This is a genomic window from Clostridium sp. RTP31139st1_H3_RTP31139_211217, from assembly GCF_040227035.1.
GTDB classification, from domain to species: domain Bacteria; phylum Bacillota; class Clostridia; order Clostridiales; family Clostridiaceae; genus Clostridium; species Clostridium saudiense.
On record NZ_JBCOAB010000036.1, the window covers coordinates 20,864 to 32,225 of the forward strand.

At 34.6% G+C, this 11,362-nt stretch carries 23 protein-coding genes; all 23 read right to left on the minus strand.

What is annotated here, in order from left to right:
- Positions 1-6: 6 nt before the first annotated feature.
- A complete protein-coding gene (secY, locus tag ABUA17_RS13715) occupies positions 7-1,284 on the minus strand; it encodes a preprotein translocase subunit SecY (protein WP_042401500.1) in 1,278 nt (425 codons plus the stop codon).
- Position 1,285: 1 nt separating this feature from the next.
- The gene (gene rplO, locus ABUA17_RS13720; RefSeq protein WP_042401505.1) at positions 1,286-1,726 is read right to left on the minus strand and encodes a 50S ribosomal protein L15; all 441 of its coding nucleotides are present in this window, start codon (positions 1,724-1,726) and stop codon (positions 1,286-1,288) included.
- A gap of 21 nt (positions 1,727-1,747) precedes the next feature.
- Positions 1,748-1,927 (minus strand): 50S ribosomal protein L30, encoded by a 180-nt coding sequence (gene rpmD / locus ABUA17_RS13725; protein WP_005212077.1) that lies wholly within the window; start codon positions 1,925-1,927, stop codon positions 1,748-1,750.
- A 12-nt stretch (positions 1,928-1,939) separates the two neighbouring features.
- Entirely contained in the window at positions 1,940-2,437 is a 498-nt protein-coding gene (gene rpsE / locus ABUA17_RS13730) for a 30S ribosomal protein S5 (RefSeq protein ID WP_042401509.1), read from the minus strand.
- Positions 2,438-2,457: 20 nt separating this feature from the next.
- The gene (rplR, locus tag ABUA17_RS13735) at positions 2,458-2,820 is read right to left on the minus strand and encodes a 50S ribosomal protein L18 (protein WP_042401512.1); all 363 of its coding nucleotides are present in this window, start codon (positions 2,818-2,820) and stop codon (positions 2,458-2,460) included.
- 19 nt (positions 2,821-2,839) lie between these two features.
- Positions 2,840-3,382 carry a 50S ribosomal protein L6 gene (gene rplF, locus ABUA17_RS13740; protein ID WP_042401515.1) on the minus strand — a complete coding sequence of 181 codons (543 nt, stop codon included), beginning with the start codon at positions 3,380-3,382 and terminating at the stop codon, positions 2,840-2,842.
- 64 nt (positions 3,383-3,446) lie between these two features.
- A complete protein-coding gene (gene rpsH / locus ABUA17_RS13745) occupies positions 3,447-3,845 on the minus strand; it encodes a 30S ribosomal protein S8 (protein ID WP_005212071.1) in 399 nt (132 codons plus the stop codon).
- A gap of 28 nt (positions 3,846-3,873) precedes the next feature.
- The gene (locus ABUA17_RS13750) at positions 3,874-4,059 is read right to left on the minus strand and encodes a type Z 30S ribosomal protein S14 (RefSeq protein ID WP_005212070.1); all 186 of its coding nucleotides are present in this window, start codon (positions 4,057-4,059) and stop codon (positions 3,874-3,876) included.
- 15 nt (positions 4,060-4,074) lie between these two features.
- A complete protein-coding gene (rplE, locus tag ABUA17_RS13755) occupies positions 4,075-4,617 on the minus strand; it encodes a 50S ribosomal protein L5 (RefSeq protein ID WP_042401520.1) in 543 nt (180 codons plus the stop codon).
- Positions 4,618-4,639: 22 nt separating this feature from the next.
- Positions 4,640-4,954 carry a 50S ribosomal protein L24 gene (rplX, locus tag ABUA17_RS13760; RefSeq protein WP_042401522.1) on the minus strand — a complete coding sequence of 105 codons (315 nt, stop codon included), beginning with the start codon at positions 4,952-4,954 and terminating at the stop codon, positions 4,640-4,642.
- 17 nt (positions 4,955-4,971) lie between these two features.
- A complete protein-coding gene (gene rplN / locus ABUA17_RS13765) occupies positions 4,972-5,340 on the minus strand; it encodes a 50S ribosomal protein L14 (RefSeq protein WP_005212064.1) in 369 nt (122 codons plus the stop codon).
- Positions 5,341-5,372: 32 nt separating this feature from the next.
- A complete protein-coding gene (gene rpsQ, locus ABUA17_RS13770; RefSeq protein ID WP_005212062.1) occupies positions 5,373-5,627 on the minus strand; it encodes a 30S ribosomal protein S17 in 255 nt (84 codons plus the stop codon).
- 22 nt (positions 5,628-5,649) lie between these two features.
- On the minus strand, positions 5,650-5,862 hold the full coding sequence (gene rpmC / locus ABUA17_RS13775; RefSeq protein WP_005212060.1) for a 50S ribosomal protein L29: 213 nt from the start codon (positions 5,860-5,862) through the stop codon (positions 5,650-5,652).
- The gene (gene rplP, locus ABUA17_RS13780) at positions 5,862-6,296 is read right to left on the minus strand and encodes a 50S ribosomal protein L16 (protein WP_040419026.1); all 435 of its coding nucleotides are present in this window, start codon (positions 6,294-6,296) and stop codon (positions 5,862-5,864) included. Before rplP ends, rpmC begins: the two co-directional genes overlap by 1 nt.
- An 18-nt stretch (positions 6,297-6,314) precedes the next feature.
- Positions 6,315-6,983 (minus strand): 30S ribosomal protein S3, encoded by a 669-nt coding sequence (gene rpsC / locus ABUA17_RS13785; protein WP_042401527.1) that lies wholly within the window; start codon positions 6,981-6,983, stop codon positions 6,315-6,317.
- 20 nt (positions 6,984-7,003) lie between these two features.
- Positions 7,004-7,339 (minus strand): 50S ribosomal protein L22, encoded by a 336-nt coding sequence (gene rplV, locus ABUA17_RS13790; protein WP_005212053.1) that lies wholly within the window; start codon positions 7,337-7,339, stop codon positions 7,004-7,006.
- Between the two features lie 21 nt (positions 7,340-7,360).
- Positions 7,361-7,645 carry a 30S ribosomal protein S19 gene (rpsS, locus tag ABUA17_RS13795; RefSeq protein ID WP_005212052.1) on the minus strand — a complete coding sequence of 95 codons (285 nt, stop codon included), beginning with the start codon at positions 7,643-7,645 and terminating at the stop codon, positions 7,361-7,363.
- A 64-nt stretch (positions 7,646-7,709) separates the two neighbouring features.
- Positions 7,710-8,543: a 50S ribosomal protein L2 gene (rplB, locus tag ABUA17_RS13800; RefSeq protein ID WP_042401531.1), complete on the minus strand. Its 834-nt coding sequence runs from the start codon at positions 8,541-8,543 to the stop codon at positions 7,710-7,712.
- A gap of 58 nt (positions 8,544-8,601) precedes the next feature.
- Positions 8,602-8,898, minus strand: a complete 297-nt coding sequence (gene rplW, locus ABUA17_RS13805; RefSeq protein WP_042401534.1) for a 50S ribosomal protein L23 — start codon at positions 8,896-8,898, stop codon at positions 8,602-8,604.
- Positions 8,898-9,518, minus strand: a complete 621-nt coding sequence (gene rplD / locus ABUA17_RS13810; protein WP_042401537.1) for a 50S ribosomal protein L4 — start codon at positions 9,516-9,518, stop codon at positions 8,898-8,900. The genes rplW and rplD overlap by 1 nt, the downstream gene beginning before the upstream one ends.
- 24 nt (positions 9,519-9,542) lie before the next feature.
- On the minus strand, positions 9,543-10,172 hold the full coding sequence (gene rplC, locus ABUA17_RS13815) for a 50S ribosomal protein L3 (protein WP_042401540.1): 630 nt from the start codon (positions 10,170-10,172) through the stop codon (positions 9,543-9,545).
- Between the two features lie 79 nt (positions 10,173-10,251).
- Positions 10,252-10,560, minus strand: a complete 309-nt coding sequence (gene rpsJ, locus ABUA17_RS13820) for a 30S ribosomal protein S10 (RefSeq protein WP_021876938.1) — start codon at positions 10,558-10,560, stop codon at positions 10,252-10,254.
- A 718-nt stretch (positions 10,561-11,278) separates the two neighbouring features.
- A partial coding sequence (locus ABUA17_RS13825; protein ID WP_476580457.1) for an EF-Tu C-terminal domain-related protein occupies positions 11,279-11,362 on the minus strand: 84 nt, incomplete at its 5' end.

Consider the following 11,362-nt stretch of genomic DNA (forward strand, 5'->3'; position numbering starts at 1 on the left):
ATAAATCTATTTTAAGAATCCTTGGTAGTGTCTCATAACTAATTGTGAGTCTAATTGTCTAGAGAAATCTAAACCAACTCCAATTAAGATTAATAGTGACGTTCCACCAAATTGAATTCCACTTAAATCTGTATAATTACTAATTAATATTGGAGTAACAGCTAATAGTGCTGCAAATAATCCCCCGATTAAAGATACTTTTGTAAGTACTTTTTCAAAATACTTCTCTGTAGCTTCACCTGGTCTTACTCCTGGTACAAAGCCTGCAGACTTATGAAGATTTTCAGCCATTTCATCTGGTTTGAATGTTATTTGAGTATAGAACCAAGTAAAGAATACTGTTAATACTGCATAACAAACTGGATACATCCATGTAATTTTATTAAAAATACTATATGGACTAGTTAATATCCATTTTGACCATCCCTTAGTTGGGAAGAAATTAGCTATTGTTTCAGGGAACATCATTACAGACATCGCAAATATAATTGCAATAACTGCTGATCCAATTAAACTTAGTGGTATATGAGTAGATTGACCTTTCATAACCTTAGAACCTACAGCCTTACCAGCATACTGGATTGGCACTCTTCTCTCTGCTAATGAGAAGTAAATTGTAAATACTAATAGTGCTAAAGCACCAACTAAGAATAATGCTATTTCAATAATAGTAATTTCACCTGCTTCTTTTAATGTAAATAATGACATTAAAGTTGTAGGTAATTGAGATACTATATTGACAAATATTAATATTGAAACTCCGTTTCCAAATCCTTTTTGAGTTATTTGGTCACCAAGCCACATACAGAAAGTAGATCCTACTACTAATGAAATTAATACTATTGCTTTTTGAGCAGTATTTAATCCAGTTGCTGCACCTTGTGCTGCAATCATTGAGTAAATTCCAATTGCTAATACAAAACCTATAGCTATTGAAGCGTATCTTGTAATAGATTGAATTTTCTTTCTACCTTCTTCTCCTTCCTTAGATAATTGCTCTAATGAAGGAATTGCAATTGTTAATAATTGCATTATGATTGATGCATTAATATAAGGTGAAACACTTAACGCAAATATACTAAACTTGCTTAATGCTCCTCCTGATATTAAATTGTAAAAGCCAAGTAACCCACCAGAGTTTGTCATTGAGCTTAAATAACTAGTATCAATTCCAGGAACGGGAATATGTATTCCAATCCTGAAAATTGCTACTAAAAATATCGTCCATAAAAATCTTTTTCTAAGTTCCGGAACCTTCCAGGCATTACGTAGGGTTGATAGCATATTACATCACCTCAACTTTTCCTCCAGCTGCTTCTATCTTTTCAGCTGCTGCCTTAGACATCTTACATCCTTGAACAGTTAAGCTCTTTTCTAGTGTTCCGTTTCCTAATATCTTAACTCCATCTTTAACTTTAGATATTACTCTTGTTTCAAGTAATAATTCTGGAGTTACTACTGTGCCGTTTTCAAATATGTTTAATCTATCAACATTGATAGAAACTATTTGCTTAGCGAAGATATTAGTGAATCCTCTCTTAGGAAGTCTTCTGTATAATGGCATTTGACCACCTTCAAATCCTGGTCTAACTCCACCGCCTGATCTAGCGTTTTGTCCTTTTTCACCTTTACCAGCGTTTCTTCCTAAACCTGAACCAGTACCTCTACCAACTCTCTTAGGAGCTTTTTTACTACCAGCTGCTGGTTTTAATTCATGAAGTTTCATATCTCGTGCACCTCCTCTTTATTATACTTCTTCTACTTTTAATAAGTAGTCAACTTTGTTGATCATACCTCTGATTTGAGGAGTATCCTCATGCTCTACAGTTTTGTTAATCTTTCTTAGACCAAGAGCATTTGCAGTAGCGATATGGTCTTTCTTTCTGCCTATTAAGCTTTTAACTAAAGTAACCTTTATCTTTGCCATTGCGTATACCTCCTAACCTAATATTTCTTCTACAGTTTTGCCTCTTAATCTAGCTATATCTTCAGCTGTTCTTAAGTTTGCTAAACCATTAATTGTAGCATTTACCATGTTTCTTGGATTGTTTGAACCTAAAGACTTAGCTCTAACGTCCTTTAATCCTGCTAATTCTAATACAGCTCTTGCTGGTCCACCAGCGATAACTCCTGTACCTTCTTTAGCTGGCATGATTAAAACTTTACCAGTTCCAAACTTACCATATATTTCATGAGGAACTGTTGTTCCAACTATAGCAACGCTAACCATGTTTTTCTTAGCGTCTTCGATTCCTTTTTTAATTGCTTCTGGGATTTCGATTGACTTACCCATTCCTACGCCTACGTGTCCGTTCTCATCACCAACAACAACTAAAGCGCTGAATCTGAAGTTTCTACCACCCTTAACAACCTTAGTAACTCTGTTTATAAAAACAACCTTTTCCTTAAGGTCTAGTGTGCTAGGATCGATTCTCATTGATTTCCCTCCTTGTTTGATTAGAATTTTAAGCCTGCTTCTCTAGCGCTTTCTGCTAATGTTTGAACTCTTCCGTGATATACGTATCCACCTCTGTCGAATACAACTTCAGTTATACCTTTATCTAAAGCTCTCTTAGCAACTAGTTCACCAACTAATTTAGCAGCTTCTTTGTTTCCGCCTACTTTAACATCAACTTCTTTATCTAAAGTTGAAGCAGATACTAAAGTTACAGCATTTATATCATCTATAATTTGAGCATATATGTTTTTTTCACTTCTATAAACTGAAAGTCTTGGTCTTTCAGGAGTACCAGAAATTTTCTTACGTACTCTAAGGTGACGCTTTGCTCTACTTGCTTTCTTGTCTGCCTTCTTGAACATAAGGTTCACTCCTTCCTAATTATTTCTTACCAGTCTTACCTTCTTTACGTCTGATAACTTCGCCTTCGAATTTAATTCCTTTACCCTTATATGGTTCAGGTTTTCTCCACTTTCTTATATCAGCCGCAGCAGCACCAACTAATTGCTTATCGATTCCTGAAACAACTACTTTTGTAGCTGCTGGAGTTTCGAAAGTGATTCCTTCAGCTGGTTCTATTTCAACTGGGTGTGAATATCCTAAGTTCATTACAAGTTTCTTTCCTTGTAATTGTGCTCTATAACCAACACCGATTAATTCTAGAGTCTTTTGGTATCCCTTTTCAACTCCTATGATCATGTTGTTGATTAATGCTCTAGTTAATCCGTGAAGAGCTCTATGCTCTTTAACATCACTAGGTCTTGTAACAACAACTTGGTTGTCTTCAACTGCTATATTCATGTCTTTGTCCATAGCCTTAACTAATTGCCCTTTTGGCCCTTTTACAGTAACAACGTTATCTTCAGTAACTGTAACTGTAACTCCAGCAGGGATAGCTATTGGTAATCTACCTACTCTTGACATAATCGCACCTCCTGTATTACTTCTTAGATCTATATGTTAATCTACTTAATTTCAAAATTAGTTACTACCAAACGTAGCAAACAACTTCTCCACCTAAGCCTAATTTTCTAGCTTCTCTGTCTACAACTATACCTTTTGAAGTTGAAATTACAGCGATTCCTAATCCATTAAGAACTCTTGGAACTTCATCTTTCTTACAGTATACTCTTAAACCTGGTTTTGAAATTCTCTTTATTCCAGTTATAACTCTTTCTTTGTTAGAACCGTATTTAAGAGATAATCTCATCATTGGAACTACACCATCATTATATTCTTCTATATTTTTGATGTATCCCTCTTGTAATAATATATTTGCAACAGCCTTCTTTACGTTTGAAGAAGGAACTTCTACTACTTCGTGTCTTACAGCATTCGCATTTCTAATACGAGTTAGTAAATCTGCGATAGGATCTGTCATAACCATTTAATTTGCCTCCTTTCAGTCGTTAGGTTTACCAGCTTGCCTTCTTACAACCAGGAATTTCACCCTTGTAAGCAAGTTCTCTAAAGCATATACGGCAAATACCAAACTTTCTTAATACTGCATGTGGTCTTCCACATATTCTGCATCTTGTATAAGCTCTTGTTTTATATTTAGGAGCTTTGCTCCACTTTTCAATAATAGCTTTACGTGCCACAGTTTTCCCTCCTTATTATTGAGCGAATGGCATACCAAGGAATCTTAATAATTCTCTTGCTTCTTCGTCAGTCTTTGCAGTTGTAACGAAGATAATATCCATTCCTCTAACCTTATCGATCTTATCGTATTCTATTTCTGGGAATATTAATTGTTCTTTAATTCCTAAAGAATAATTTCCTCTTCCATCAAATGCCTTATCAGAAACCCCTCTAAAGTCTCTAACTCTTGGAAGAGCAATTGACATTAGTTTATCAGCAAACTCAAACATCTTTGCTCCTCTTAATGTAACTTTACATCCTAATGCCATGTTTTCTCTAATCTTAAAGTTAGCAACAGATTTCTTTGCTCTTGTTAAGATTGGCTTTTGTCCTGAGATAAGTTGTAAATCAGCAACCGCAGATTCTAAAACCTTTTGGTTATCTTTAGCTTCTCCAACTCCCATATTTATAACGATTTTTTCAAGCTTTGGAACTTCCATAACGTTTTTATATCCGAACTTTTCTGTCATAGCTTGAATTACTTCATTTGTGTACTTCTCTTGAAGTCTTGGTGTCATAATTAGTACCTCCTTTCAAATTCTAGAATGTTTCTCCACACTTCTTACAAACTCTAACCTTAGTACCATCTTCTAAGATCTTATTGCTAATTCTTGTAGCATTTTTGCATTTTGTGCAGTATAACATAACTTTTGAGCTGTAAATAGCTCCTTCTTTTTCAATTATTCCGCCTTGAGCATTAGCTCTAGATGGTTTTTGATGTTTCTTTACTATGTTAACTCCTTGAACAAGAACCTTTCCTGTCTTTGGATATACTTTTAAAACTTCACCAGTTTTCCCAGCATCTTTACCAGAAATAACCACTACTGTGTCGTTCTTTTTAACGTGTAACTTCAAATTAGCCACCTCCTCTATTATAGAACTTCTGGTGCTAATGATAATATTTTATTAAATTCTTTATCTCTTAGCTCCCTAGCAACAGGTCCGAAGATACGAGTTCCTCTTGGTTGCTTATCTTCTTTTATTATAACAGCAGCGTTCTCATCAAATTTGATGTATGAACCGTCAGCTCTTCTTAATCCTCTTACTGATCTAACAATAACAGCTTTTACAACGTCACCTTTTTTAACAACTCCGCCTGGTGTTGCACTTTTAACGCTAGCTACTATTATATCTCCAATGTTACCGAACTTTCTCTTTGATCCGCCTAAAACTCTAATACACATTATTTCTTTAGCACCTGAGTTGTCAGCTACCTTTAATAAGGTTTGTTGTTGTATCATTGAAATTTACCCTCCTTTCAGTCTTAAAAAGCTTATTTAGCTCTTTCAACTATTTCAACAAGTCTCCATCTCTTATCTTTAGATAATGGTCTAGTTTCCATTATTAATACTCTATCATTCATGTTAGCTTCATTATTTTCATCATGAGCTTTGAATTTAGTAGTTCTATTCATAGTTTTTCCGTATAGTGGATGTCTTACCTTAGTTTCAACAGCAACTACGATAGTTTTATCCATTTTATCAGAAACAACTCTACCGATTTTCTTCTTTCTTAATCCTCTTTCCATTAGGGGCTACCTCCTTCCAGATTTACTGTTCAAATGCCCTGATCTCTTCTTCTCTAATGATGGTTTTGATTTGGGCTATAGATTTCTTTACTTCTCTTATTCTCATAGGATTTTCTAATTGTCCTGTAGCTAATTGGAATCTTAAGTTGAATAACTCAGCTTTTAATTCTCCTAATTTAGCAACTAAATCTTGAGGATTATTTGCTCTTAAATCTTTTAATTCTCTAGCCTTCATTATTCTTCACCACCCATTTCCTCAAAATCTCTTCTTGTAACGAATTTACACTTTACAGGAAGTTTGTGTGATGCAAGTCTCATTGCTTCTCTTGCAACTTCTTCGTTAACTCCTGATAATTCGAATAATACTCTACCAGGTTTAACTACAGCTACCCAATATTCTGGTGAACCTTTACCAGAACCCATTCTTGTTTCAGCTGGTTTTTCAGTAACTGGCTTATCTGGGAATACTTTTATCCAAAGTTTTCCTCCTCTTCTAATGTATCTGTTAATTGCTATTCTGGCAGATTCTATTTGGTTACTTGTTATCCATCCACAAGTTTGCGCTTGGATACCAAAATCTCCGTATGCAAGGAAATTACCTCTAGTAGCTTTTCCTTTCATTCTACCACGTTGTACCTTACGATGCTTAACTCTTTTAGGCATTAACATGATTATATTCCTCCTTTCTTACGCGTTAACTTCTTCCTTCTTTTCAACTTTTTTAGTTGGAAGAACTTCTCCATTATAAACCCAAACTTTAACTCCGATTTTACCGTATGTTGTATCTGCTTCAGCAAATCCATAATCGATATCAGCTCTTAATGTTTGTAGTGGAATTGTTCCTTCATGATATTGTTCAGTTCTAGCGATTTCAGCTCCACCTAATCTTCCTGAACAAGCTGTTTTAACACCCTTAGCTCCTAATTTCATAGCTCTTTGGATGCTTTGTTTCATAGCTCTTCTGAAAGAAACTCTCTTTTCTAATTGAGCAGCAATGTTTTCAGCAACTAATTGAGCGTTTGCTTCAGCATTCTTAACTTCAACTATATTTATTAAAATGTTCTTTCCGTTTACTAATTTAGCAACCTTAGCTTTTAAAGCTTCGATTCCTGCACCACCTTTACCGATAACAACACCTGGTTTAGCAGTGTATATATTTAACTTAACTCTTTTAGCTGATCTTTCGATTTCTATTTTAGCTATACCAGCTGAGAAAAGTTCCTTCTTTACGAATTCTCTTATTTTGTTATCTTCGATTAAGTTGTCTGCAAATGTTCTCTTATCAGCGTACCATTTTGCATCCCAACCTTTGATAACTCCAACTCTAAGTCCGTGAGGATGTACTTTTTGACCCACTTGTTTTTCCCTCCTTCTTACTAAGCTCTTTCTTTAACTACTACTGTAATATGACTTGTTCTCTTATTGATTCTGAACGCTTTACCGTGGTCCATTGGTCTGAATCTCTTTAAAGTTGGACCAGCACCTACGAATGTTTCAGCAACATATAAGTTTTCAACATTTAAGTCATGATTGTTCTCTGCATTTGCAACAGCTGATTTTAAAACTTTGTTTATAACAACTGCAGCATCTTTTGGAGTGTATTGTAATATAGCGAAAGCCTCGTTAACATTTTTTCCTCTTATTAAATCAAGAACAACTCCTACTTTCATTGGAGACATTCTCACATATTTAGCTATAGCTCTAGCTTCCATTGGTGTTCCTCCTTTCCCAGATTACTTTCTTTTTCTTGATGCTTTTTCGTCGTAATCGTGTCCTCTGTATGTTCTAGTAAGAGCAAATTCTCCTAATTTGTGTCCTACCATATCTTCGCTCACATATACTGGAACGTGTTTTCTACCATCATGAACAGCGATTGTATGACCAATCATTTGTGGGAAAATTGTTGATGATCTTGACCAAGTCTTAACAACCTTATTTTCACCATTAGCATTCATTTCTTCTATCTTCTTTAAAAGTCCTTCGTGTACGAAAGGTCCCTTTTTTATTGATCTACTCACTATAATTTGCCTCCCTTCATAATCTCTAGGCCCAGTAAGCCTGAAGAGAATTAATTCTCTTCAATTACTTACTATTTCTTCTCTTTATTATGAATCTATCAGAATACTTCTTATTCTTTCTAGTCTTGTATCCAAGTGCTGGTTTACCCCATGGAGTAACTGGACTTGGTCTACCGATTGGTGATCTACCTTCACCACCACCGTGAGGGTGATCGCAAGGATTCATAACAGAACCTCTAACTGTAGGTCTCCATCCCATGTGTCTCTTTCTACCAGCTTTACCAATGTTGATGATATCGTTAGTAGTGTTAGATACTGTACCGATTGTAGCTCTACATTCGATTCTTACATATCTCATTTCGCCTGATGGTAATCTTAATGTTGCATAGTTACCTTCTTTAGCCATTAATTGAGCTGAAGTACCTGCTGATCTAACCATTTGGCCACCTTTACCAGCTTGTAATTCAATGTTGTGAACAACTGTACCAACTGGCATATCTTTTAATGCTTTAGCATTACCAACTTTGATATCAGCGTCTGCTCCAGATACTATTGTATCTCCAACTTTTAATCCTACTGGTGCAAGAATGTATCTCTTTTCACCATCAGCATATACTACTAATGCAATGTATGCTGTTCTGTTTGGATCGTATTCTATTGTAGCAACTTTTGCTGGAATACCATCCTTATTTCTCTTGAAATCTATTATTCTATATTTTCTCTTAGCTCCACCACCGTGGTGTCTAACAGTTATTTTACCTTGAGCATTTCTACCACCAGTTTTCTTTAAAGAAACAAGAAGTGATTTCTCTGGGCTGTTTGTAGTTATTTCTTCAAAACTAGCCATTGTCATTTCTCTTCTTGATGGTGTAGTAGGTCTAAACTTTTTAACTGCCATGCTAATTCCCTCCTTCTTTAAGCTTATCTGGTATTATTACCAATACTACGCTTTAATATTATTGCATTCCTTCGAAGAATTCAATACCTTTGCTATCTTGAGCTAATGTGATTATAGCTTTCTTTTGGTCAGCTCTCTTACCAACATGTACGCCCATTCTCTTAGTTTTTCCCATAGTTCTTATTGTTTGAACTTTTTCAACTTTAACGCCGAAAACTTCTTCGATCGCTTTCTTTATTTGAACTTTGTTAGCGCTCATATGAACTATGAAAGTGTACTTCTTTTCTGCCATTGCAGCCATTGACTTTTCAGTTATAACTGGTTTTCTGATTATATCGTGGCTTGTTAACTTCATTATGCGTACACCTCCTCAATCTTTGATACAGCATCCTTAGTCATGATTACTTTTGAGTATTTTAATAAATCATAAACGTTGATGTTGTTTACTGGAAGTACTGCTACTCCTTCAATGTTTCTAGCTGATTTGTAAACTGTTTCGTTTGCTTCAGCAGTAACGATTAATGTCTTTTTAGCATTGAAAGCATTTAACATTTTAACTATTTCCTTTGTTTTAGGAGCTTCTAATGTTAAGCTGTCTAATACTACCATTTCATCATTTTGAACTTTGCTAGTTAAAGCTGATAACATAGCAACTCTTCTCATTGATTTTGGTATTGACATTCTGTAATCTCTTGGCTTTGGTGCGAATACAACTCCACCTTTGATCCATTGTGGTGCTCTGATTGATCCTTGTCTAGCTCTACCAGTTCCCTTTTGTCTCCAAGGCTTGATTCCGCCTCCTCTAACCTCAGCTCTAGTCTTAGCTGATTGAGTTCCTTGTCTCTTGTTAGCTAATAATGCAACAACTACTTGGTGCATAGCATCTGCATTCACTTCAACAGCGAATATATTATCGTTTAATTGAATATCTTCAATCTTGTTTCCTTCTTTGTTAAATAATCCTACTGTAGGCATTCTGTCTCCTCCTTTCTAAAGAAATTAAGCTTTAACAGCGTTTCTTATTACAACTGTGCTCTTGTTAGCACCTGGGATACCACCCTTAACTAATATTAAGTTCTTTTCAGCTATTACTTTAACAACTTCTAAGTTTAATACAGTTGTGTTTACAGCTCCCATGTGTCCTGGCATGTTCTTGTTCTTGAATGTTCTTGATGGATCAGAAGAAGCTCCCATTGAACCTACTGCTCTGTGGAACTTAGAACCGTGTGACATTGGCCCTCTGTTAGCATTCCATCTCTTAATAACACCTTGGAATCCCTTACCTTTAGATACTCCAGAAACGTCAATTTTATCTCCAGCTGCAAATAAATCAGCTTTGATTTCTTGACCTACTTCATATCCGCTGCAATCTTCTAATCTGAACTCTTTTAAAGTTCTTCTTAAAGATACTCCAGCTTTAGCAAAGTGTCCTTTTCTTGGCTTATTAACTAATTTTTCTCTTATTTCACCGAAACCAACTTGTATTGCTTCATAACCATCCTTTTCGATAGTCTTCTTTTGAACAACAACACATGGTCCAGCTTCTACTACAGTTACAGGAACTACCTTTCCATTTTCATCGAAAATTTGAGTCATCCCTATTTTCTTACCGATTATAGCTTTTTTCATGTATTTACACCTCCTAAACGTATTAGCGGATTGCTTTGCAATCATAACCGTTCAAACTGTTTATTTAATAGTTAAGCTATTATAGCTTTATTTCGATATCTACACCAGCAGGTAAGTTTAATCTCATTAATGCATCAACAGTCTTAGGTGATGGATTAACGATATCGATTAATCTCTTGTGTGTTCTGATTTCGAATTGTTCTCTTGAATCTTTGTATTTGTGAACAGCTCTTAATATTGTAACAACATCTTTTTCAGTAGGTAGTGGTACTGGACCTGCAACCTTTGCTCCTGTTGATTTAGCTGTTTCAACGATTTTTTCAGCAGATTGATCTAATATAGTGTGATCAAAAGCCTTTAATCTGATTCTTATTTTTTGTTTTGACATTCTGGTTTCCCTCCTTTTCATGTACGCTTTACTTCTAACGCACAACAGTTGTAGTTCTGTAAACTGTTCCTGGTGTTTCACAACTAAGAACACAAGTTACTACCCCTGCCGTCGGATTCTAGATCCTGACTTGCTCCTCAAGAATAACCCGGAAGTCCGGCAACCTCTTGATTCATCGCGTTGCGCTACACAACTTCTTTATTATACTATCTTTATAAATCTTTATCAAGACTTTTTTTTCATCTTTTTTTAACCATTTATTCAAAAAAATTTTTAGCCTTTTAGAAGTAATTCTGTCGTTCAACTGTTATTATTTTATATCGAATTTAAACTTTTTTCAATAGTATAATTAATGAAATTTTTCTGTGTATTGCCTTATATTATATATGATTAACCTTTCTTTATTAATGTAAACATTTTTATATAAATTTTATCTCTTCTCTATTGTTTTTCTTCATATATATAATTATTTTTTTCTACTTAAATTATTAATAATTTATAATTACATATATTATAACCCACTTTATACGACTTATATGGTTATTGTTTAATACATATCATATAAAAATATTTTTATATAAATATTAATTTAGAAATGAAAAAAAGAAAGAGTAAAGGCGTCCCCTTACTCTTTCTATTTTGTGATCACATTTTTTAAGCGCTTTAATTTAAAATTATATATTTAAAAAGATTTTAAAACTAAATTAAAAGTTTAAAACTATTCGATTATAGAAGTAACAACTCCTGAACCTACAGTTCTTCCACCTTCTCTGATAGCGAATCTTAAACCTTCATCCATAGC

What these genes read in the sequence shown, in the direction of transcription:
- rplV (WP_005212053.1), bottom strand. Translation starts at nt 7,339, where the DNA reads ATGGAAGCTAGAGCTATAGCTAAATATGTGAGAATGTCTCCAATGAAA.
- rpsQ (WP_005212062.1), bottom strand. Translation starts at nt 5,627, where the DNA reads ATGGAAAGAGGATTAAGAAAGAAGAAAATCGGTAGAGTTGTTTCTGAT.
- secY (WP_042401500.1), bottom strand. Translation starts at nt 1,284, where the DNA reads ATGCTATCAACCCTACGTAATGCCTGGAAGGTTCCGGAACTTAGAAAA.
- rplE (WP_042401520.1), bottom strand. Translation starts at nt 4,617, where the DNA reads ATGACACCAAGACTTCAAGAGAAGTACACAAATGAAGTAATTCAAGCT.
- rplN (WP_005212064.1), bottom strand. Translation starts at nt 5,340, where the DNA reads ATGATACAACAACAAACCTTATTAAAGGTAGCTGACAACTCAGGTGCT.
- rplF (WP_042401515.1), bottom strand. Translation starts at nt 3,382, where the DNA reads ATGTCAAGAGTAGGTAGATTACCAATAGCTATCCCTGCTGGAGTTACA.
- rplO (WP_042401505.1), bottom strand. Translation starts at nt 1,726, where the DNA reads ATGAAACTTCATGAATTAAAACCAGCAGCTGGTAGTAAAAAAGCTCCT.
- rpsH (WP_005212071.1), bottom strand. Translation starts at nt 3,845, where the DNA reads ATGGTTATGACAGATCCTATCGCAGATTTACTAACTCGTATTAGAAAT.
- rplP (WP_040419026.1), bottom strand. Translation starts at nt 6,296, where the DNA reads ATGTTAATGCCTAAAAGAGTTAAGCATCGTAAGGTACAACGTGGTAGA.
- rpsE (WP_042401509.1), bottom strand. Translation starts at nt 2,437, where the DNA reads ATGAGAATCGATCCTAGCACACTAGACCTTAAGGAAAAGGTTGTTTTT.
- rplD (WP_042401537.1), bottom strand. Translation starts at nt 9,518, where the DNA reads ATGCCTACAGTAGGATTATTTAACAAAGAAGGAAACAAGATTGAAGAT.
- rplB (WP_042401531.1), bottom strand. Translation starts at nt 8,543, where the DNA reads ATGGCAGTTAAAAAGTTTAGACCTACTACACCATCAAGAAGAGAAATG.
- rplW (WP_042401534.1), bottom strand. Translation starts at nt 8,898, where the DNA reads ATGAAGTTAACAAGCCACGATATAATCAGAAAACCAGTTATAACTGAA.
- rpmD (WP_005212077.1), bottom strand. Translation starts at nt 1,927, where the DNA reads ATGGCAAAGATAAAGGTTACTTTAGTTAAAAGCTTAATAGGCAGAAAG.
- rplR (WP_042401512.1), bottom strand. Translation starts at nt 2,820, where the DNA reads ATGTTCAAGAAGGCAGACAAGAAAGCAAGTAGAGCAAAGCGTCACCTT.
- rplC (WP_042401540.1), bottom strand. Translation starts at nt 10,172, where the DNA reads ATGAAAAAAGCTATAATCGGTAAGAAAATAGGGATGACTCAAATTTTC.
- rpmC (WP_005212060.1), bottom strand. Translation starts at nt 5,862, where the DNA reads ATGAAGGCTAGAGAATTAAAAGATTTAAGAGCAAATAATCCTCAAGAT.
- rpsJ (WP_021876938.1), bottom strand. Translation starts at nt 10,560, where the DNA reads ATGTCAAAACAAAAAATAAGAATCAGATTAAAGGCTTTTGATCACACT.